Genomic DNA, 20,460 nt, shown 5'->3' with positions numbered 1-20,460 from the left:
TGAGTTATAATATACGATTATGCCGACAATAAACCAGTTAGTCAAAAAAAGAAGAAAAAACATTAAGGTTCGAAAGGCAACACCAGCGTTGAAGGTTATTTATTCATCTTTGCATCGCAAAAAGAAAAAAATAGCCAGTCCCTTTAAACGAGGGGTATGTCTTATTGTTAAGACAATGACTCCTAAAAAACCGAACTCGGCACTGCGCAAAGTTGCCAGAGTGCGTTTATCTAATGGTGAGGAGGTAACTGCCTACATTCCGGGGGAAGGTCACGCGCTTCAAGAACATTCCGTAGTATTGGTTCGTGGTGGTAGGGTTAAGGATTTGCCGGGTGTAAAGTACACAATTGTTAGAGGCAAATTTGATTTAGCAGGAGTTTCTGGTCGCAAGACTTCTCGAAGTCATTACGGAACCAAAAAAGATGCGGGAGTTAAGAAAGTTTAATCATGTCAAGATCGTCTAAACCAATAAAAAAGATTTTAGAAACAGACACCGTTTATAAATCCAAGGTAGTCACAAGACTTATCACTCGGATGATGTTAGGGGGTAAAAAAAGCCTTGCCCAAGAAATTGCTTACATCGCAATCGCAGGCTTGTCTGAAGACAAAAAGGAGGCGCTGGCAAAATTTGAAGAGGCGATCAAAAATTTAATGCCTGCTCAAGAAGTCAGAAGTCGTAGGGTTGGAGGAGCAACTTATCAGGTTCCAGCTCCTTTGCGCCACGACAGATCCGAGGCGTTGGCAATTAGATGGTTGGTGGAGATTTCTCGTAATAAAAAAGGCAAGCCTATGGCTCAAAGATTGCTCGATGAAATTCAGTTGGCTTTTAAAAAAGAAGGCGCCGCCTTTAAAAAGAAAGAAGATACTATCAGAATGGCAGAAGCCAACAAAGCCTTTGCACATTTTAAATGGTAATGACACAACTCCCATTATTTATATATTTACCCAAGAATGCGATTAATTTCTGAATTTGCCGTTGACTTCAAAGGGAATTAGAATAATGTTAGTAATCAACAACTATAGCCGTAGGCGACGGAGGATAAATTTACCAACTAAAAAAGAAGTGCTTGACAGCATAAATACTCCAGTGGGAATATCTACCCATTAGTAATTATCAGTATTTTTGCCCCCAAAATATATGAAAACTAAAAAAACCAAACGGGCAACGGTAAAAAGGCGTGCTGTTGCAAGTCGCGAGGCTAAAAGTATGGTGCCGTTTAACAGTCGTAAGTTAGTGCCATTAATTCTGGTCACAAGCTTGCTTTTTTTGTTTTTTGCCCTTTTAGCTTGGGTAGTTGGTATTAAATCCCAATGGTTAAGTACGCAGGATGCTGTTTCCGCGAGTGTCATGCAGGTTAGACCGATTCATTGATTGTCTGTTGATAAAAGTTGTAAAAATCACTCCCAAAGCTAATTTAAAAGAATCCATCCACAACTTGGTTGAAGAGCTTGGTGGGTTTAAGAGATTTATCAGCACAGGAGATGTAGTCTTTGTTAAACCCAATTTTAATACCGCTGACCCCTTTCCCGCCTCCTCCGATGTGGAATTTTTAAAATGTCTTACCGAACTATTGTATCAGCATGGGGCAAAACTTGTTGCCATTGGCGATTCCTCTACAGTTACTTTAAACACGCGAAAGATTATGGAAAAGAAGGGGGTATTCGAGTTATTAAATTCGGATACTCCTCCAAGAATGTATGTTTTTGAGGAAGGGAGATGGGTTAAATCCGCAATCTCCTCCCCAATTCTAAAAAGCGTTTCTATTCCAGAAATTGTAACTAAAGCCGATAAGATAATTTATGTTCCCTGTTTAAAAACTCACAAACAGGCGCAGTACACTGGGGCGTTAAAGCTAACAGTTGGTTTTGTTAAACCAATAGAGCGCATTAGAATGCATCTTAAAAACTTGCAAGAAAAAGTCGCTTTAATCAATACTGTTATCAAGCCAGACTTGGTAATTATGGACGCTCGAAAATGTTTTATCACCCGAGGACCTACAGAGGGGGAAATAAGGGAACCAAATTTGCTTTTGGCATCAACTGGAAGGGTGGCAATTGATTGCGCCGGGGTAAAAATTATCCAAAGCTTTAAAGGTAATAGTCTTTCTCACATTAAAATCCCCACCGACATTCCCCAAATTAAAACTGCAATAGAACTTGGGATTTATTAAATTTTGTTATAAAAAAAGCGGAGAAGACCTTGGCTGTGCTAGCCCAAGATTTCCTCCGCTTCCAGTGGCGCCATGGGAAGTTGGAAGGTCACTTCCAGTATCCCTCATGGCACCAGGTTCGTCTTTCATTCGTTCTCCGTGATAGAACCGATCCGGATATTTCGATATATCCGTTCGTCCTGTCCACGGGCAATCCACCCTTGTCTATCCGCAGAGCCTCTTTCGAGCCTGTGGGGACGGGGGTAAGGGTCTCATCCTCCGAGATGAGACCGACGCTGAACATCTGAATCCGAAACTCCGACAAACTCCAAAGTTTTTGCCCCGTTGAGGTCTCATAAATCCAGACCTCGTCAAGGCTCTTGATCCACTCCAAGTGTCCCGGGGTGCAGACACTTGTCGTTGGCGCTGGGGCGGGTGGGTAGTAGGTGTTGTCACACACCTGCCCGCAAGGATTTGTCGGATCCCTTCGCGCTCCTCCAGTACAGACCGGGCAGTCAGGGGCTTGAGTAGGTGCCGGAGTCAATTCCGTTGGAACCGGGACTGTCGTTGGGGTAGGTTCGGGGGTTGGTACGATCACTGCTCCCAAACCAACCGCCACCCAGCCCCGGAAGGAGACGAGCCACCAATTTCGGCTGGACTTCCAACTTCCAACCGCCATCACATCTCCCTCTGAACCGTACTTGTAGGGTGGGTCGATCAGGGATTTGTCCAAAACTTCGTAGGAACTGATTCCCTCAAGCAACCAATCCCTAACCTCGTCGAGCTGATCCTCTGTGGGAAAATCTGCCACTTCCTCATAGCGGACTTCCCAATCTCTTTGGGGCTTTGCCATCAGCCCCTCGGGAATCTTGACTACCCATTCAACCGGTTGCATCCCGTTCACAGGATCCCCTGTCTCATATACTTCCGTATTTTTGACAAGCTTTCCCACTGGACGTTGTTGTGTCCCGCCGTTTGGAGCCGATGTTTCGGCCCAGAACTGGAGGGGCGCGTCCCAGGAGTTGACCCTTTTGGGGTTTCCCGGGAAGAATACCCCGCTTCCGCCTTGGGCGCATCGGGGGCTGTTCCCCTCGCATTGCCCAAAGACAAGGAGGGGTTGAGGGGTAGGTGCGGGTGTGGGTTGAGGCTTTATCTCATCCACAGCTCGCCTCCCCACGGCAACGATCACCCCCGCTACGCAGGCGAAGAGTAGGATAAGGATGCCTAGAGCAACAAGACACCCAATAATCCCTCGCTTGCGCGACCCAGTCTGCTCCTCCTTCTCATCCTCTTCAAGAGGAGGATTTTGACCTTTCTCTACCATCATTTTAGACCTCCTTTTCCAATCTCCCCGAACACTTCTGCGGGATCTATATGGTTATACAACCCTTCCCGCACCTCGAAGTGCAGGTGGGGTCCAGAGGTTTTTCCCGTCAAACCGACCCGGCCAAGCAAAGTGGACGCATCCACCCGATCGCCGGTCTTGACAGGAAGACTCTCGTCCAAATGCACATAGACGGTTGACTTACCGTCGTCGTGCATCAGCAGAACCCAGCATCCGTATCCTCCGGCATTGTTGCATCCAGAGTATTCCACGGTTGCTGGAACCGTGTGGGCGCTCACCACCGGTGTTCCCAGCGAGACCATAAAATCCAGCGCTGGGATTTTGTGCCACGGACCGTCCGATACCGTGGCGCCCTCCACCGGATAGCGCCAACTGCCATTCCCCCCCGCCACCACTGTGGCAGAGGATTGATATGTTGAAGCCGAGACTTCGGAGCAGGGACTGGAAGGTCCCAACCCCAGAAGCTCCAACGCTGTTCCCAAAAACCCCAGCAGTCCGTCATTGGGGTTGGGAACAAGACAAATTTTGCATACTTGGGAGGTTTGGGTAGTAGCGCCTGTCGCGCTCGGAGCTTCCGCTCCTGACGCCATGACAGCGCCCCCATGACCTCCCAGCCATGAATCTAGCGTGTTAGTCCTACCTTGCCGAATCTCGTCATATATCGCCGAGCGGCGATAATATAACAGAGTTTCGGCAAACCAGTTGGCAAGGTTCATCCGCAGGATGCGGGGTCCTGCATTGTAACAGGCGCCCGCCAAGCGGAAATCTCCCCCCGCCAGACGGAGACAGGAAGCAAAGACTCTCGCTCCCGCCTCCAGATTTGTCGCGGGATCAAAGTGGTCGGTTTCGTTAGCCGTAAAGTTGAACGGCATCACTTGAACCAACCCTTGGGCGCCCGCCCAGGATCCCGCGGTGGGGTTACCGGCAGGATTCTCAATTGTGGCAATGACCCCGAACATCAGAGGGTCAAAGCCGTGGCGCAGAGCCGTTTCTTCCAGAAGACCGCGCCAGCGTTGAACTCCAGCGGGAAGAAGCGCCCATGCGCTATCCTCACTACCACCATCGTAGTTCTGTTGAAATTCATATGAGGATTCTCCCACTGCCGTCAGCGTTTCTACTTCCGTGCAGACAACACGCGGGACAAAAATTCCCGCTTCCTTTAGCAGTACATCCCAAATCGCCCCCCCAGTTTTGTCAAATAGGAAGGCGAAAACTAAAACCGCCCCCGCAACCAATGCCATCGCGCAAACTGTCGCAACGATAGCAAATGATTGGAGGGCGGTGGACAGGAGCCACTTAAGGCTTAAGATCTCTTCCCAGTCGTCCATTCCGCCCTCCTTTGGGGGTTTGCTTGATGGACCGATTACCGCCGAGCCGAAACGAGGTTGTGCAGATCCTTGTTGGAGATCCAGGTGTTGATTGATGTTGGTTCCCAATCCAAATACCTAGAAATCACGGCGGATTTCGGACCTTGATGATGTATAACGATACCAAACTTGTCATACATCGTTTGAGGTGGATCTCCTGGAGCCTGTGTCGTCACTGCGACAATGCATCCTGGGTACCCACCGGGAATTGGCTTCCACAGCTCCGACATTGCTGTTTCTAAGATAGCGAGAAGTCTGTCAACCTCTGCCTCCATGCTATAGGTTGCCCTAGCGGCGAGGAGACGGAAGAGGTCATCCACCAAAAGTCCCAGATGCCGACCTGCAGGAAGAACCGCGGACCAGTCGGCCTTGGGAACCTCCTTGGTGAACTCGTCAACGAAGCCGATTGCGAACTGGACGAGTTGTGGTGTGAACTCCACACCGATAGGGCGGATGGTGAACGGTTTTCCCTGTTGAAGGAACCCGATTGCTTCCGCCACACATGCCCGTCCAGTTTTTTCACTGTCGTTTCCACAAACATCAACAACCTTACCCCCCGCATCACACACCATTGCCAGAGTGCTTGCCTTGGGATCAGTGCCACTGATGATTCCCACAAATCTCCCACCAGTTCTTTGGAGGAGACTCGAGTTCACGCCAGTGGTCTTGCCCGATCCCTGGACCCCGGTGCGGAGTTCGTGGGGTCGGGGTTCGAGAAAACACGGGGTTCTGCCCCGCAACCCGACGAACAGTGCCTCGTCGGGATCGCGTGATGCCGAACCGACACTAGAACAAAGGGCATCGGAGACTAGGCAAAACTCTTCTGCCGTCAAAGAGAATCCTCCGCTAGCTTCAATTTCCGTTTCCGGAAGGAAGCGACGGAAGAGTCCGGACGCTCCAGTCTTGGAGCTCCCCAGCAACGGGATTTCGAATCCTGCAGAGCGGAACTCGCCCAACGCCCGCTTCAACGACCCTCGGCCGTTCTTGAGAAGAACCATTGCCGTCAGCCGTCCAAAGACGGTGCCGGAGGCGATCCTTTCGGCTTCAAAGGAAATAGGATAGCCTTTAGACAGAAGCCGATTTAGCGCCTCCGAAAGCGGAAGGTTCTTGCCGAAACCCAAACAGCGAGGTCTAAGCTCCACGAAAGCGCACTTCCGCGTTCCCGCTTTGCCAAACTTAGCAACCGCGGTTCCCCCGTAGGTCAAAACCTCCTCAACCCTTGGGGTACTTTCGGTCGCTCCGGAACTTGCTAAAAGCGCTTCCGTCTTAAGACGAACAGCCCTCGGCTCCAGCAATCTACCAAGAGGCACATCCGGCGCTTGCTCTGATGGCATATCTGCCGTGAGCAAGATTTGGCGGACTAGCCGACGAGGCCATAGGGATCCACTCCCAGGAAGGGCGAAATCTCCGATACTCTTTAGAGCTTCCGCCACGAATGGTGGATCTTTCGAGTCCGCCCGCGTTGCCGCGAGGAACCCCGGAACTTCCAACCCTACAGGTGTGGAAATCAACCGGACTCTACCGGAGTTTCCGAGGATTGTTTCCCCCGGTTGCTCGGGCGGATAGGTAATCTCCCACACTGGATATCCGTTGACCGAAAACAGCGATTCCAACGGAGAGGCAAATCCCAAGAGTCTCATTGCCTCTCCAACGACTTCCTCAATCCAACCCCTCTTTCTCTTTTCTCTCCCAAATCTCCGCGGAAGCATCGCCCAAGACTTGTAGGCGATACCAATCGCGAAAATCGCTCCCAAACCGCCCAGAACCACGACGGGTCCCGCTGGGTGAAGCAGTTGAGAGAGAAAAAGAGACGCGGGGAGGAAGAGAAAGACCAGCAGATACGGGCGGAGCTTGCGGCTCCACCGCGTATCCAAAGCCCACAGGAGGATTGTATACATCAGATCCCCTAAGGGCTCTCCTACTCGAGCCAAAATACTCAACATGGTTTCCTCCCTCCCCGCGCTACGCCGGGGGTTCTGGATTTGCCGCTGCGGTGTTGCCACTGCGGGTGGCGTTTTTCACTCCATCGACAACTCCACCAACATCAACTCCAAGCCTCTTGGAGAGAGGCCCGAAGATGTGCGCTAGAGCCGCTTCCAGTCCGCCCCCGGTTAAGAGGGCAAGGGCGGACATTACCAAAGCAACGATCTCCTCCGGCTCTAGCCTGTTTGGCTCCCTTTGCAGAACGGTTTCTTTCGGCGCGATCGCCGTGAACACTTTTCGCAGAAGCAAAGGACCAAACAGGAAGAAGAAGAGAAGCGCTCCGGCAGTAATTACTAGAACTGCCGCTTTTATCAGTCCGCCTCCTCCCAACAGGGGAATGGTGGGTAGACCAAGATCTGTGTTGAGGACGAACGCCAGGATGAACGGGTACATCGCGTACACGATGTAAGAAAACAGCACTGAAGCGTACGCAATCAATCCACGCCTGTTTGTCCATTGCGCGATTACCGCAATGATTGGAACAAACAGGGCGGCCACGAGCAACATTGACCACATGATCATCCGTAGGGAAAATAGGACCAAACCCGCCATGAGAAGCAATACTCCCCCGGCAAGATCCATCAGCCCCATCCCCCTCACAACGAAATCCGCCAACCCAAGATCAGGGAACTCTAGGTACGCCCCCGATAACAGATAACCGGATAAGAAAATCCAGATTCCGGTCATCATCAGAAGCAGAAACCAACCGATTCCCCAGTCCTCTACAGGCTGGCGCCGCGCGTAGGCCCTTGCGGACATCCACGCGGTGAAAATGAAACCGATTAAGATGAGTAGGGAGGCGAGACCGCCAATCCCTGCCCAAACTGAAAGGGGTAACTCAACTCGAGGACCGATGATCCCGAACTTAATCAGATCACTGATCCCCTTAAGCTCCCCTATCACTCCTGCGACCATCTTTCCTACACCGTCCCCCTCACCTCCTGTACATCCCGCCAGAAGCAGGAGGGAAGCGAGGGGAGCGACGGTTTTCAGAAACCGTTTCATTTTCATCTCGTTCCCTCCTGCCCCGTTAGGGGGTGAAGATTTGGACAACTCTACTGACGAACTGGCCGAATGACTGCGCCAGTCCATCAAACATACTGAAATAGCTTGAGGAATGGGAGGCAATGCCGAAGGCAGTCGCCGCCACAACCCCAAGCCCCAACAACAGCGCCATAGCAGCCACCACCGCCCCCGCGACCCCTCCGATCCCCTCGCCTTTCGAGGACCAGAGGATGATGATCGCAGCGACGGCCAAAGCCACAGCGCCGACCCCAGCAACCGCAAGAACACTGTTGCTAAACACGATATTTCTCCTTTCCTTTATTGAGTAGTGACTTCGACCAACCACATCAGCTTGCGCCATGATCTCTCCGCGTTTGGGAATTGCCACATGTCGGCTTCCCCCGACGCGGTCAAGAATTGAACTACCCTCTTTTGGGTCAGGAAATTGACCAGCCTTACGAGAAGACCGGTCTCCACAACCTCTCCGGAGGATCCATGGATGATCTTCCACGGCAGATAAGTGACATCGCCACCTCTCGCGGGAGTGATGTCAGTCAGTGGGGTTGGCTCCGCGTAGCCTTCAAAACTAAAAAGGCGCAGGAGCCAGCCGAACCGTACATGCTTGATCAGCGTTATACTTTCTCCTCCTGCGGAGCTCTCTAGCAAGACCTGTGTTGCTAGGAGCTCAAAGAGGAAACGGAGATTGTTGGTCAGTACATACAGACCAACCATAGCAGGATCCCTTTCGGGATCCAGAGCTTTCCAGCGAAGGCGCCTGTTCCTCTTGAACGCCGTGGCAATCTTTTCTAGAGCCTCTTTTTCAGACTCATTGCCACGGAGCTCCAGCGCTCCCGCTTTTAGCGGGTCAAATAACAATGGGGACAAGACATTGAATACCAGCAGGAAGATGTCCCCGAAAGCTCCTGCCATCGCCCATAGTGCTCCCTTTATTAAATCAAACAAGGGACACCTCCTTTCCTTTCTTTGATAAAAGATGAAATTCGCTATTCAGTTTTTAAGGTGCCTGAATCTCCCCCACAGAGTGAGGGAAACACGATTCATTTTTCGTTTACTGATTTTTATGACAGGGATAAGACGCAAAAGGCGCAGGGGAAGCCCTTTTTACAGGCTCTCTCCAAGTAGTTGACAGGTGAGCAGTTTTTACTATAAGATACGACTCTTGTCAAGGGGAAATTGTGCGGTGTCAAACCGATTGTGATTACCCGTTGCTATTAGTTGCAAAATTTGCTAAAAAGAGGAAACTCCGTATAGGAGTTTTTTGTTGTAAGATCATGCAAGACAAAGAATTTGGGGAAATACCCCTAGATAGAATTAGAAATATTGGAATAATTGCCCACATTGACGCGGGCAAAACAACCACTACCGAGGCGGTTTTGTTTCATACCGGAAAAACTCACAAAATTGGCAAGATCGATTTAGGTGACACCCAAATGGATTGGATGGAACAAGAACGAGAAAGGGGAATCACTATCACCTCTGCCGCTACTACCTGTTTTTGGCGCAGGTATTTTGGAGAAAAAAGTGCTGTTTACCGAATCAACATTATTGATACTCCAGGGCATGTGGATTTTACCGCCGAGGTGGAACGCTCTCTAAGGGTTCTTGATGGAGCAATAGTTGTTTTTGACGGAAAGATGGGAGTGGAGCCACAATCGGAAACTGTTTGGCGACAAGCCAGCAAATACCATGTTCCCCGAATCTGTTTTATTAATAAAATTAACCAAATTGGCGGAGATTTTTACAGGAGTTTGGAATCAATTAGGGAAAGGCTAAGCTCTAAAGCGTTTCCTATTGTTTTGCCCCTGGGATTTGAAAAAGACCTCCATGGTGTTATCGATTTAATTCGGATGAAGACTTATACCTATACTGACTATTTGCAAGAAGATTTAGTGGAAGAAGAAATTCCCGCAAATTTAATCGAAGAAGCAAAAAAATGGAGAGGAGAAATGTTGGAAAGAGTTGCTGACTTTGATGACGAAGTTATGGATAAGTATCTCAACGGTAAAGAGATATCAGAAAGCGAGCTTATGCGAGCGGTTAGAAAAGCTACTCTAAGTGGCGAGGTTTTTCCGGTTTTTGGAGGAGATGGACGAGGCGTAATTGTAAAAAGCTTGTTAGATCAGGTAATTAATCTTCTCCCATCTCCATTAGAACTTCCTCCCGTTAAAGGCAAGAATCCTAAAACAGGAGCCGAAGAAGAAAGAAGACCTGATATTACGGAGCATTTTTCGGGATTGGCTTTTAAAGTTCAAACCGACCCTTATGTTGGAAGACTGACCTATTTTAGAGCTTACTCGGGAAAACTTACAGCTGGGTCGTATGTTTTAAACGCCACCCGTGGCGAAAAAGAACGATTTAGTAGAATTGTCTTAATGCATGCCAACGATCGTGAAGATGTCAAAGAGGTCAAAGCTGGTGAAATTGCCGCGGTTGTGGGACTTAAAAACACTTTTACGGGAGATTCGCTGTGTTCAGAGGAAAATCCAATTTTACTTGAGGCAATTAGTTTTCCCGAACCGGTTATTTCTATGTCTATCGAGCCAAAAACAAAGCAAGACCAAGAAAAAATGGGAATGGCTCTAAAAAAACTCTCCGAAGAGGATCCAACTTTTAAAATAAAATCCAACCCCGAAACCGGACAAACTTTAATTGCTGGAATGGGCGAATTGCATTTGGAAATTCTTGTTGATCGGATGAAGCGAGAATTTAAGGTGGGGGCAGAAACGGGTGCTCCGCAAGTTGCCTTTAAAGAGACCATCAAAAAAATTGTGGAGCAAGAAGGTAAGTATATTAGGCAGTCAGGTGGGCGGGGTCAATATGGTCATGTTTGGTTGCGTTTGGAACCGCGAGAAGCTGGAGAAGGTTTTAAATTTGTGAACGAGATTGTAGGTGGCTCAATTCCCAAAGAGTATATTCCAGCGGTGGAAAAAGGAGTCAAAGAAGCTTTAGAAAGTGGCGTTGTTGCCGGGTATCCGGTAGTTGATGTGTTGGTGGCGTTATATGACGGATCTTTTCACGAGGTTGACTCTTCGGAAATTGCGTTTAAAATAGCAGCCATAGAGGCATTTAAAGATGCCGCGAGAAAAGCCAGCCCAGCACTTTTAGAGCCTATCATGAAGGTAGAGGTTTCGGTACCCGAAAACTTCATGGGAGATGTCATAGGTGACATTAGCTCAAAGCGTGGTAGAATAGAGGGTACCGAAAGCAAAGGAAACTTGGCGATTATAAAAACGTTGGTTCCGCTTGCCGAGTTGTTTGGTTATTCCACAACCCTGCGAAGCATTACTCAAGGAAGAGGAAGTTTTAATATTGAGCCCAGTCATTATCAGGAGGTTCCGGCATCGGTGGCAACAAAAATTGCCGAAGGAAGAAAAGTATAATTCTTTAAAAGTTTACTTGTTTTTATATCTAGCATTTAAAGGTTAGTGTTCGCAAGACGCGCGTACACACTAGTTTTTAAATTTAGATTTTTTCTATGGCAGAATTCATCAGAACTAAGCCTCATGTAAATATTGGAACCATAGGTCATGTAGACCATGGTAAAACCACACTTACTGCGGCAATTACTAAGGTACTCGCTTCTAAGGGTTTGTCTCAATTTTATGCTTACGATCAAATTGACAAAGCCCCAGAAGAGAAGGCTCGTGGTATTACAATCAACATTACTCATGTTGAGTACGAAACCGAAGCTCGTCACTATGCCCACATAGATGCTCCGGGGCATCGAGATTACATTAAAAACATGATTACCGGAGCTGCCCAAATGGACGGCGCTATTCTTGTTGTTGCGGCAACCGATGGAGCTATGCCTCAAACAAGAGAACATGTTCTTTTAGCGCGTCAAGTTAATGTTCCATCCCTGGTCGTATTTTTAAATAAAGTCGACGCTCTGCCTGGAACCGACGCCGAAAAGAATGAAATGTGCGATTTAGTCGAAATGGAGCTTAGAGATATGCTCAAAAAGTTTGAGTATCCGGGGGACACTACTCCAATTATCAGAGGTTCCGCTCTAAAAGCGTTGGAAGGCGATCCCGCGTCCATTAAAGCTATCGAAGACTTAATGAAAGCGGTTGATGAGTTTATTCCAACTCCAAAGAGAGATTTGGACAAGCCCTTTTTAATGCCGATAGAGGATGTGTTTAGCATCAAGGGTCGTGGAACAGTGGTTACAGGAAAAATCGACAGGGGTGTTGTTAAAATTAACGAGGAAGTAGAAATAATTGGAATTAAACCAACCTCCAAGACGGTTGTTACTGGAATTGAGATGTTTAAGAAATCTCTTCCCGAGGGGCAGGCCGGGGATAATGTAGGGATCCTTTTAAGAGGAATTGAGCGAGATGGAGTAGAAAGAGGTCAGGTCTTGGCAAAGCCAGGATCAATTACCCCTCACACCGAGTTTGAGGCCAGCGTCTATGTTCTTTCTAAAGAAGAGGGTGGCAGACACACCCCGTTTTTTAGCGGATACAAGCCACAATTCTATATTAGAACCACAGATGTTACTGGAGAAGCCGATTTGCCCGCAGGGACAGAGATGGCAATGCCAGGTGATGATGTAAAATTAAGCATTAAGCTGATTACTCCAGTTGCTATGGAAGAGGGAATGCGATTTGCTATTCGCGAAGGTGGTCAAACGGTTGGAGCAGGAGTTGTCTCGAAGGTAATTAAATAACCCTTTTCGCGATTACGCGAAAAAGCTTGCAACGCCCCCGACATTCGTCGGGGGAAATTATTTGGATGTTTTCTTAAATCTTGTTGTGATGTCGTATGTCTAAAGGAAGGATTAGGGTAAAATTAAAGTCATATGATAGCAGAGTGGTTGATCAAAGCGCTGCAAAAATTGTAGATTGCGCCATAAGGACTGGCGCTAGAGTCTCGGGTCCCGTTCCGCTTCCTTGCAAAAAAGAAGTCATTACGGTTCTGCGCGGTCCGCATATTGATTCTAGATCTCGCGAGCACTTTGAAGTCAGAACGCATGTAAGAATTATTGATATTGACAATCCAACTCCAAGTACCATGGATCAGTTGTCACATTTAAATTTGCCCTCGGGAGTAGGAATAGAAATAAAGGCCTAACTATCCCACCCTGCACCAAACATAGATTTCCACGAGCAAGCTCGTGCAACTATGTAACGCCCTCGCCGTGGGCGAGGAAATTAATAGGAATTATTCTTGAATCTTGTTATAAGATATGGAAACAAAACTTTTAGGAACAAAAAAAGACATGGGTTTATTATATTTAGAAAATGGAGATGTCGTTCCTTTTACAACAGTGGTACTTTCTGTCTGGCCGGAAAAAGAGCTTGCCATTGGTCAAAAAATAAAGCTAAAAGGAGTTTCAAAAGGGCGTGGTTTTTCTGGTGTGATGAAGAGGTGGGGGCATAAGGGAGGTCCTGCTACCCATGGTCAGTCGGACAGGCAAAGGGCAATTGGTTCTACTGGTCCTTCCACCCCTGGAAGAGTTTTTAAAGGTCTCAAAATGCCGGGGCACTTTGGAAATGCTAGCATTACAGTACCGGGATCCAAGATTGTTGGTCTAGAAAAAGAAAAACTCGAAATCAAAGTTTTAGGTGGGGTGCCAGGAGCAAGGCGGTCAAAGGTGCAAGTTGAAATACTAACATGAGTTTAAAGGTAAGCGTCTTAAATAAAGAAGGCCAAGAAGTTGAAAAAATAACTCTTCCCAAAGAGGTTTTTGGTGTTACTCCAAATCTGGATCTAATAGCGCAGTACATTAGAATGTATCAAGCTAATCAAAGCCAAGGAACACACAAGACCAAAACAAGGTCTCAAGTCTCTGGTGGCGGAAAAAAGCCTTGGAACCAAAAACATACGGGTAGGGCGCGGGCTGGGTCATCTAGGTCTCCAGTTTGGGTAGGCGGTGGAATATCTCACGGACCTGTTCCTTACACAAAAAGACTCTCTTTAAATAAAGCTCAAAAGAGGGGAGCGCTTGTATCAGCCCTTTCTTGCGCCTTGCAGACTAAAAGTATTTTAGTTTTGGATAGATTAGATATGGACAAGCTAAAAACAAAAGATGCCATAGGTATTTTAAACAATTTAAAAATAGATAAAAAAGCTCTTTTAGTAATTTCTGCCAAAAAGGAAGTTGCCGAAAGATTTAAAGTTTTAAGATCGTTTAGAAATCTTTCGCAGGTTAGTGTTTGCGACTCCAGAGCAATTAACGCTTTTGAGTTATCTTCCGTGGCGCTGACTGTTTTAGAAAAAGAGGTTATTTCAGAACTATGCAACAAATAATAATTAGACCTATAATCACAGAAAAAACTACCCACTTGGTAAAAAAAGGCATTTATTCCTTTGCAGTTGTTAAAGAGGCGTCAAAAGGGGCGATTATTGATCAAATAGAGCAGCACTTTAAGGTTAAGGTTACGAGGTTGAATACTTTAAAAACAAAGAGCAAAACAAAAAGAAGTTTAACAAAGGCTAGAATGTCTTATAAAACCAAAGAGTATAAAAAAGCCTTCGCTAAATTAGCAACGGGTCAGAAAATCGATTTATTTGAAGTTGTGGAGAAGAAATTAGGAAAGGCTAAGAAGGTTAAGAAGACAAGTTAACTATGGCATTAAAAAGATACAAACCCACAACCCCAGGTCAAAGGGGAAAAATTAGTTTAAGGCGAAAAAACCAAAAGCTTGCAAGAGTAAAGTCTTTGGTTGTTGGCAGTCGTGGATCTACTGCTAGATCTCGTGGTAGGGTTTCAATGCGCCACAGATCTGCGGGTGCTAAAAAGGCCTATCGCAAGATAGATTTTAAAAGGGATAAATACGACATTTTGGCTAAAGTTGAGCAAATAGAGTACGATCCCAATAGAGGCAGTTCTATAGCTTTAATTTTATATGCTGATGGTGAACGGCGCTATATTTTAAGACCCAAAGAACTTAAAGTTGGGGATACCGTTGTTTCGTCGAAGCAGGCTGTTGATCAAAACCCTGGAAATTCCTGCCCCTTAAATTTAATGCCGGTTGGATCGTATATTAATTGCGTAGAGCTACATGTTGGAAAAGGTGGAGAAATGGCTAGAGGAGCAGGGAATTTTGCAACCATTACCGCAAAAGAGGGGAAATATGTTAATATCAAGCTTCCGAGTGGTGAGGTAAAAAAGATTTTTGGAAACTGTAGCGGATCTTTTGGTGTTTTGGACAACGAAGATGTTAAAAATATTAGCCTAGGTAAAGCGGGAATAAAGAAATACTTGGGACGGCGCTCTAAGGTAAGAGGTGTAGCCTATGGTAGTCCTAGATCTCATCCACATGGGGGCAGTTACAAAACATCGGGGGTTGGAAGAGCGTCTCCGGTAAGTCCTTGGGGACAACCTGCTAAAGGGTTTAAAACTAGAAAAAGAACTCATACCGATAAATTTATTGTTGAAAGGAAATAGATTTCCACGCGGGAAGCGTGGAAATATGTAACGCCCCCGATATCCATCGGGGATATTAATAGGAAGTTTTCTTGAATCTTGTTATAGATATGAGCAGATCACAAAAAAAGGGTCCCTACATTGACCCAAAATTGCAAGAAAAAGTAAAAAAAGCGAAAGCTACATTAAATCGTGGGGCTATAAAAACATGGAGTAGAAGATCTACCATAAGTCCCGAGATGGTGGGGTTAAATTTCGAAGTACATAACGGAAAAACCTTTATTGGGGTGTTTGTCACCGAGTCTATGGTTGGGCACAAGTTAGGGGAGTTTTCTTTAACCAGGACCTTTAGAACTCACAGCAGAAAAGGTCTTAAAAAAGAAAGTTCTGCCAAGAGAGCACCGGAGGGTATTTCTCCAACTGCGCCAAAGCCGTCACCTAAAGCGGGAGCAAAATAGATAGCTATAGAAAGCGTCTAAGGATTATGGAAAAAAAACAACAGGTTGTTGCAAAATTAAATAATTTAAGAATAACGCCAAGAAAAGTCGCTTTGGTTTGCGATCTTGTGAGGGGGTGCACAGTCATGGAGGCGCGAAGACGGCTTGCTTTTACGGTCAAAAGATCAGCCAGACCGGTTGCTAATCTAATCAAATCGGCAGTAGCGTCAGCAAAGAGCAGAGGTCTTGAAAGCGATGAGATGTTTTTATCCGAAATTATGGTGGGAAAAGGGACAACGCTTAAAAGAATTAGAGCTGGTTCCAAGGGAACCGCCCGCCCAATTTTAAAAAGAACCACAAATATTAAATTATCTCTTTCAGTTTCTGACGAAAATGGGACAAAAAACAAATCCTAACGGTTTCCGTTACGGGGTCTACAAAAATTGGCAATCTATTTGGTTTACTCAAGACAAAAAAGTGTTGCCTGCGTATGTTTTAGAAGATCAAAAAATTAGAAGGTTTTTAATGAAAAGGCTTTCTGGGGCAGGAATTTCTCAAGTTGTCATTGAGCGCTCCTTTGGAAACATTAAAATAGTTGTGGCTATTTCTCGTCCTGGGGTAGTTATTGGAAAAGGTGGGGCGGGAATCGCGCTTTTACGAGAGGAGTTAAAAAAATTAACGCCGGAAAAAGTAGATTTGGTGGTTGAGGAAATTAAAGAGATCGAAAAATCCGCTTATCTTACAGCCCGAGCTATTGCGGATCAAATAGAAAAACGAATTCCTTATAAAAGAGCGGTAAACTCGGCTTTGCAAAAAGCGCAGGAGGCAAGGGTTTTGGGTATTAAAATAGAAGTCTCGGGTCTTTTAAGTGGCGCTTCCAGTATTGGACGCAACGAGAAATTTTCTCGTGGAACAGTTCCCACCCAAACCTTGCGAGCTGATATAGATTTTGCCCGGGTAGAAGCAATGCCAGCATATGGAAGCATTGGAATAAAAGTTTGGATTTATCGAGGCGAGTACGAAAACATCAAGTAATTTTTTTATGTTAATGCCAAAGAGAATGAAATTTAGAAGGACCCAAAGAGGCACAATCGCGGGATTGAGTAATCGCGGTTCTAATGTTGATTTTGGAGAGTTTGGTCTTAAAGCCATGGATCGTGGCTATATTACATCGCGGCAAATAGAGGCTGCCAGAAAAGCCATTACGCATTTTACTAAAAGAAGCGGAAAGCTTTGGATTAGAGTATTTCCCGATAATCCTGTAACAAAAAAGCCTGCCGAAACAAGAATGGGTGGCGGGAAAGGCTTGGCAGACCATTTTTCCTGCAGAACTCGACCGGGAAAAATAATGTTTGAGCTGTCTGGTGTTACCGAGGCAGTAGCTCGAGAAGCGTTTGATCGCGCCTCGCATAAATTACCGATTAAAACAGGGTTTGTTCAAGCAGATTAAATACCATGGAATCAATATCAAAGCTTCGTGATAAAACCAAAGAATTGTTGCTCGCAGACTTTAAGTTGTTGCAGAAAGAAATAATAGATGCTAAATTGAGCCACTCTTTGGGAAAGCTTAAAGAGGTCGCAAAAATTGCCAAAATTAGAAAGCAAATAGCGCGAATTAAGACAATTTTAAGAGAAAAAGAGATTATTCAAAGTTAGGATTTGTCATTATGCCTAAAAAGACATTTGTAGGAAAAATAGTTTCGGACAAGATGCAGAAAACTGCAATTGTAGCTGTAGAGATGCCAAGAAAAGATCCCATGTATGGCAAAGAGATCCGCAATACCCGAAGGTTTAAAGCGCATAACGAAGTTGGCGCCAAGTTAGGAGATTTTGTGACTATAGAAGAATCAAGACCGCTAAGTTGCTTTAAGAATTGGGTAGTTACTAAGATAAATTAATTCTATGGTTCAAGTTGGATCAAGACTAAAACTTGCGGATAACAGTGGGGCACAGGGGTTGCTTATTATTGGTATTCCTGGGAATTCCAGAAGAAGGTTTGCTCTATTGGGAAACATTGTAACCTGTGTTGTAAAGGGGGCTTCGTCAACAGGTATTGTAAAGGACCACTCGGTTGTAAAGGCTGTAGTCGTGAGGTGTAGAAAGGAACAGCGACGTAAAGATGGGTCACATATTAGATTTGATGATAACGCGGCTTGTGTTGTTGGCGCGGACAAACTGCCGTTGGGTACAAGAGTTTTTGGTCCTGTAGCAAGAGAATTAAGAGATGCCGGATTTTCCAAAATCGTGTCATTAGCAACAGAAGTTTGGTAGTTAACATAGCATGAAAATACGAAAAGGAGATACGGTTAAAATTTTATCAGGAAAAGAAAAAGGCAAGGAATCTGTTGTCGAAAGAGTGATTACGGCAAGTTCTAAAATTGTAGTCAAAGGAGTTCATGTGGTAAAGAGACATACAAAAAGTTCGGGGAGAAATGTTAAAGGAGGGATCATTTCCAAAGAAATGCCTATAGCAGTGTCTAAAGTTATGTTAGTTTGTCCCAAATGTAAAAAGCCCACGCGAGTTGGATTTTCGATTGTGGCGGGAAAAAAATACCGCAAGTGTGGTAAATGCAAGGAAGTTATAATGCCATGAATACATTACAAGAAAAATTTGAAAAAGAAATAAAAAAAGATTTACTTAAAAAGCTTGAAAAAGGTAATGTTCACGCTGTTCCAACTTTGGGAAAGATCACTGTAAATATGGGAATTGGAAGGTTTAAGGACGATAAACAATATAAAGAGTCTTGCATTCGTGATTTGGAGCAGATAACAGGGCAAAAACCGCAAGTTACAAAAAGCAAAAAGTCTATTGCCAGTTTTAAATTGAGGAAGGGGGAGGATGTTGGGGTATGTGTTACACTACGAGGAGTCAAAATGTGGGATTTTTTCCAGAATTTAGTCTGTGTAGTGTTGCCACGGGTTCGCGATTTTAGAGGAATTTCTAAAAAGTCTTTTGATGGTCACGGAAATTGTTCTATAGGTTTTAGAGAGCATTTGGTTTTTCCAACTATAGACTCTAATAAAATCGAAAAGATAAAAAGCCTTCAGGTTGTTATAACAACAACGGCTTCTAACGATTCCGACGGTTACTTATTGCTTAAGGCTTTGGGTATGCCGTTTAAAAAAGAGTTAAAACCCATAAAAAATGCCTAAAAAAGCGCTAATTTTAAAACACAAAAAAACACCTAAATTTGCCGTAAGAGCTTACAATAGATGTCAGTTTTGTGGCAGAGTGAACGGGTTTATTAGAAAATACGGAATTTGCCGAATTTGTTTTAGAGAAATGGCAATGGCAGGAGAATTACCAGGAGTTGCTAAACGAAACTAATATGATTGTAGATTTTTTGTCCCAACTTAAAAACACTGTTATGGCAAAAAACGAGTCTTTTGAGGCTCCCTATTCAAAGTTAGCGGAGTCGGTAGCGCAGGCCTTAAAAACTTGTGGTTTTGTAGCTTCTGTTAAGTCATTTAAGAATTCTGGAGAATCTTTTAAAAGGTTGCATATAGAAGTGGCGTTTGGGGAGAGTGGAGAGCCAATTATGTCGCATTTAAAAATTATTTCTAAGCCTAGCTTAAGGAAATATATTAAATCTAAGGATATTAAAAAGATTAGAAATGGTATGGGTGTTCAAATTATATCAACACCTAGAGGAGTATTAACAGGTCAGGAATCTCGAAAAAAGGCTTTGGGTGGAGAAGTTATTTGTGAGGTTTACTAATTACTATGAGTAAAATAGGCAAAATGCCAATTGATATTCCTGCGGGGGTAACAGTAACCTGCGTTGGCGATTTAGTGACAGTTGTGGGATCTAGTGGTACCCTAACAAGGGTTGTTCGACCCGAGGTGGGTTTAAAGATCAATAAAAATGAAATTGAGGTTTATCTAAAGGATGGAGAAACGGAAAATGCCTACTGGGGGTTGGAGCGGGCATTAATTGCCAATATGGTTACGGGGGTCTCTAACGGGTTTTTTCGTAAGTTAGAGCTCTCGGGAGTTGGCTTTAGGTCAAAAATAGAAGGCAACACACTTGTTTTAACAGTTGGGTATTCTCATCCGGTAAAAATGGAAATTCCCCAAGGGTTAAAGGTAGAAGTTTCTGACGATGTTAAGATTAAAGTTAGCGGTTGTGATAAGCAACAAGTAGGGCAGTTTAGCGCGTTAATTAGAAAAGTTAGAAAGCCAGAGCCTTACAAAGGCAAAGGAATTAAGTACCAAGGAGAAATTATCAGAAGAAAAGCTGGTAAAGCCGGAAAAGCCGGGGCGTCCGGTAAAACTTAGAGATCATTATAAGCAGAGCTTGTAACGCTTTCGCTATAAGCAGAGCTTGTAACGCTTTCGCTATAAGCAGAGCTTGTAACGCTTTCGCTGACGCGAAACATTTTAGTATTTGTTCTTAAATCTTGTTATAAGCGAAGCTTGTATATAAATATATGAAAGTGACACACAAAAGCCCTCGCGAGAGGATAAAAGCTAAAATTAGAGCAAAAGTAGTAGGAACCAAAGAACGACCTAGACTAAGCGTTTTTAGGTCCCATAAGCATATTTATGCTCAAATAGTAAACGATGAAAAAGGTGTAACTTTGGTTGCAAGCTCCGATCTAAAGATGGATGCAAAAACTAAAAAGACCAAAAGGGCTTACGAAGTAGGTAAAGCTGTAGCAAAAAAAGCGCTTGATGCCAAGATTAAGAAAGTGGTTTTTGATCGTTCGGGTTATAAGTATCATGGTAGAGTAAAAGCGGTTGCCGAAGGGGCGAGGGAAAATAAATTAGTTTTCTAGT

General features: G+C 45.2%; 30 protein-coding genes. 24 read left to right on the top strand and 6 right to left on the bottom strand.

The genetic code is table 11. The features are described 5' to 3' along the window. The first annotated feature begins 19 nt into the window (after positions 1–19). From rpsL to KKF75_03000, 4 genes are all read left to right on the top strand, one after another. Positions 20–445: a 30S ribosomal protein S12 gene (gene rpsL, locus KKF75_03015; GenBank protein ID MBU4381165.1), complete on the top strand. Its 426-nt coding sequence runs from the start codon at positions 20–22 to the stop codon at positions 443–445. Positions 446–447: 2 nt separating this feature from the next. Next, positions 448–915: a 30S ribosomal protein S7 gene (gene rpsG / locus KKF75_03010; GenBank protein MBU4381164.1), complete on the top strand. Its 468-nt coding sequence runs from the start codon at positions 448–450 to the stop codon at positions 913–915. Between the two features lie 223 nt (positions 916–1,138). Next, positions 1,139–1,372: a hypothetical protein gene (locus tag KKF75_03005; GenBank protein MBU4381163.1), complete on the top strand. Its 234-nt coding sequence runs from the start codon at positions 1,139–1,141 to the stop codon at positions 1,370–1,372. A gap of 7 nt (positions 1,373–1,379) precedes the next feature. Then, positions 1,380–2,171 (top strand): DUF362 domain-containing protein, encoded by a 792-nt coding sequence (locus KKF75_03000; GenBank protein MBU4381162.1) that lies wholly within the window; start codon positions 1,380–1,382, stop codon positions 2,169–2,171. An 88-nt stretch (positions 2,172–2,259) separates the two neighbouring features. On the opposite strand, the gene KKF75_02995 is transcribed toward KKF75_03000, so the two are convergent. From KKF75_02995 to KKF75_02970, 6 genes are all read right to left on the bottom strand, one after another. Beyond that, a complete protein-coding gene (locus tag KKF75_02995) occupies positions 2,260–3,477 on the bottom strand; it encodes a hypothetical protein (protein MBU4381161.1) in 1,218 nt (405 codons plus the stop codon). After that, positions 3,474–4,823 (bottom strand): peptidoglycan DD-metalloendopeptidase family protein, encoded by a 1,350-nt coding sequence (locus tag KKF75_02990; GenBank protein MBU4381160.1) that lies wholly within the window; start codon positions 4,821–4,823, stop codon positions 3,474–3,476. The genes KKF75_02995 and KKF75_02990 overlap by 4 nt, the downstream gene beginning before the upstream one ends. Before the next feature lie 35 nt (positions 4,824–4,858). Next, positions 4,859–6,571, bottom strand: a complete 1,713-nt coding sequence (locus KKF75_02985; GenBank protein MBU4381159.1) for a hypothetical protein — start codon at positions 6,569–6,571, stop codon at positions 4,859–4,861. Between the two features lie 253 nt (positions 6,572–6,824). Then, entirely contained in the window at positions 6,825–7,856 is a 1,032-nt protein-coding gene (locus KKF75_02980; protein ID MBU4381158.1) for a hypothetical protein, read from the bottom strand. A gap of 19 nt (positions 7,857–7,875) precedes the next feature. Continuing rightward, positions 7,876–8,211, bottom strand: a complete 336-nt coding sequence (locus KKF75_02975) for a hypothetical protein (protein MBU4381157.1) — start codon at positions 8,209–8,211, stop codon at positions 7,876–7,878. Next, the gene (locus KKF75_02970; protein MBU4381156.1) at positions 8,169–8,813 is read right to left on the bottom strand and encodes a hypothetical protein; all 645 of its coding nucleotides are present in this window, start codon (positions 8,811–8,813) and stop codon (positions 8,169–8,171) included. The genes KKF75_02975 and KKF75_02970 overlap by 43 nt, the downstream gene beginning before the upstream one ends. Positions 8,814–9,142: 329 nt before the next feature. Between KKF75_02970 and fusA the strand changes: the two genes are divergently transcribed. The 20 genes from fusA (at position 9,143) to rplR (ending at position 20,459) form a co-directional block, all read left to right on the top strand. Continuing rightward, positions 9,143–11,251 carry an elongation factor G gene (fusA, locus tag KKF75_02965; GenBank protein MBU4381155.1) on the top strand — a complete coding sequence of 703 codons (2,109 nt, stop codon included), beginning with the start codon at positions 9,143–9,145 and terminating at the stop codon, positions 11,249–11,251. A 95-nt stretch (positions 11,252–11,346) separates the two neighbouring features. Further along, entirely contained in the window at positions 11,347–12,540 is a 1,194-nt protein-coding gene (gene tuf / locus KKF75_02960; protein MBU4381154.1) for an elongation factor Tu, read from the top strand. Between the two features lie 95 nt (positions 12,541–12,635). Next, on the top strand, positions 12,636–12,944 hold the full coding sequence (rpsJ, locus tag KKF75_02955; GenBank protein MBU4381153.1) for a 30S ribosomal protein S10: 309 nt from the start codon (positions 12,636–12,638) through the stop codon (positions 12,942–12,944). A gap of 115 nt (positions 12,945–13,059) precedes the next feature. Further along, on the top strand, positions 13,060–13,491 hold the full coding sequence (gene rplC, locus KKF75_02950; protein MBU4381152.1) for a 50S ribosomal protein L3: 432 nt from the start codon (positions 13,060–13,062) through the stop codon (positions 13,489–13,491). Continuing rightward, positions 13,488–14,123, top strand: a complete 636-nt coding sequence (rplD, locus tag KKF75_02945; GenBank protein MBU4381151.1) for a 50S ribosomal protein L4 — start codon at positions 13,488–13,490, stop codon at positions 14,121–14,123. The genes rplC and rplD overlap by 4 nt, the downstream gene beginning before the upstream one ends. Then, positions 14,111–14,440 carry a 50S ribosomal protein L23 gene (locus KKF75_02940; GenBank protein MBU4381150.1) on the top strand — a complete coding sequence of 110 codons (330 nt, stop codon included), beginning with the start codon at positions 14,111–14,113 and terminating at the stop codon, positions 14,438–14,440. Before rplD ends, KKF75_02940 begins: the two co-directional genes overlap by 13 nt. Positions 14,441–14,442: 2 nt before the next feature. Beyond that, positions 14,443–15,264 carry a 50S ribosomal protein L2 gene (rplB, locus tag KKF75_02935; GenBank protein ID MBU4381149.1) on the top strand — a complete coding sequence of 274 codons (822 nt, stop codon included), beginning with the start codon at positions 14,443–14,445 and terminating at the stop codon, positions 15,262–15,264. Between the two features lie 89 nt (positions 15,265–15,353). Continuing rightward, the gene (rpsS, locus tag KKF75_02930; GenBank protein MBU4381148.1) at positions 15,354–15,701 is read left to right on the top strand and encodes a 30S ribosomal protein S19; all 348 of its coding nucleotides are present in this window, start codon (positions 15,354–15,356) and stop codon (positions 15,699–15,701) included. A 26-nt stretch (positions 15,702–15,727) separates the two neighbouring features. Continuing rightward, complete coding sequence (rplV, locus tag KKF75_02925) at positions 15,728–16,096, top strand: 50S ribosomal protein L22 (protein MBU4381147.1); 369 nt, start codon at positions 15,728–15,730, stop codon at positions 16,094–16,096. Continuing rightward, positions 16,074–16,715, top strand: a complete 642-nt coding sequence (rpsC, locus tag KKF75_02920) for a 30S ribosomal protein S3 (GenBank protein MBU4381146.1) — start codon at positions 16,074–16,076, stop codon at positions 16,713–16,715. The genes rplV and rpsC overlap by 23 nt, the downstream gene beginning before the upstream one ends. A gap of 7 nt (positions 16,716–16,722) precedes the next feature. After that, on the top strand, positions 16,723–17,130 hold the full coding sequence (gene rplP / locus KKF75_02915) for a 50S ribosomal protein L16 (protein ID MBU4381145.1): 408 nt from the start codon (positions 16,723–16,725) through the stop codon (positions 17,128–17,130). 5 nt (positions 17,131–17,135) lie between these two features. Beyond that, positions 17,136–17,336, top strand: a complete 201-nt coding sequence (gene rpmC / locus KKF75_02910) for a 50S ribosomal protein L29 (GenBank protein ID MBU4381144.1) — start codon at positions 17,136–17,138, stop codon at positions 17,334–17,336. A gap of 11 nt (positions 17,337–17,347) precedes the next feature. Further along, on the top strand, positions 17,348–17,578 hold the full coding sequence (gene rpsQ / locus KKF75_02905; protein ID MBU4381143.1) for a 30S ribosomal protein S17: 231 nt from the start codon (positions 17,348–17,350) through the stop codon (positions 17,576–17,578). A gap of 4 nt (positions 17,579–17,582) precedes the next feature. After that, positions 17,583–17,951, top strand: a complete 369-nt coding sequence (rplN, locus tag KKF75_02900; protein MBU4381142.1) for a 50S ribosomal protein L14 — start codon at positions 17,583–17,585, stop codon at positions 17,949–17,951. Between the two features lie 10 nt (positions 17,952–17,961). After that, positions 17,962–18,273, top strand: a complete 312-nt coding sequence (gene rplX / locus KKF75_02895; protein MBU4381141.1) for a 50S ribosomal protein L24 — start codon at positions 17,962–17,964, stop codon at positions 18,271–18,273. After that, complete coding sequence (gene rplE / locus KKF75_02890; protein MBU4381140.1) at positions 18,270–18,833, top strand: 50S ribosomal protein L5; 564 nt, start codon at positions 18,270–18,272, stop codon at positions 18,831–18,833. The genes rplX and rplE overlap by 4 nt, the downstream gene beginning before the upstream one ends. Further along, positions 18,826–19,008, top strand: a complete 183-nt coding sequence (locus KKF75_02885) for a type Z 30S ribosomal protein S14 (GenBank protein ID MBU4381139.1) — start codon at positions 18,826–18,828, stop codon at positions 19,006–19,008. The genes rplE and KKF75_02885 overlap by 8 nt, the downstream gene beginning before the upstream one ends. A 1-nt stretch (position 19,009) precedes the next feature. Continuing rightward, positions 19,010–19,399, top strand: a complete 390-nt coding sequence (rpsH, locus tag KKF75_02880; protein ID MBU4381138.1) for a 30S ribosomal protein S8 — start codon at positions 19,010–19,012, stop codon at positions 19,397–19,399. Between the two features lie 5 nt (positions 19,400–19,404). Further along, on the top strand, positions 19,405–19,959 hold the full coding sequence (rplF, locus tag KKF75_02875) for a 50S ribosomal protein L6 (GenBank protein MBU4381137.1): 555 nt from the start codon (positions 19,405–19,407) through the stop codon (positions 19,957–19,959). Between the two features lie 152 nt (positions 19,960–20,111). Beyond that, positions 20,112–20,459 (top strand): 50S ribosomal protein L18, encoded by a 348-nt coding sequence (rplR, locus tag KKF75_02870; protein MBU4381136.1) that lies wholly within the window; start codon positions 20,112–20,114, stop codon positions 20,457–20,459. The last annotated feature ends 1 nt before the right edge of the window (position 20,460 follow it).

It is taken from the genome of Patescibacteria group bacterium, from assembly GCA_018896215.1.
GTDB lineage: Bacteria > Patescibacteriota > WWE3 > 0-14-0-20-40-13 > 0-14-0-20-40-13 > JAHINB01.
Note: the sequence above shows the minus strand (reverse complement) of the source record. Positions and strands in the feature narration are given on the sequence as shown.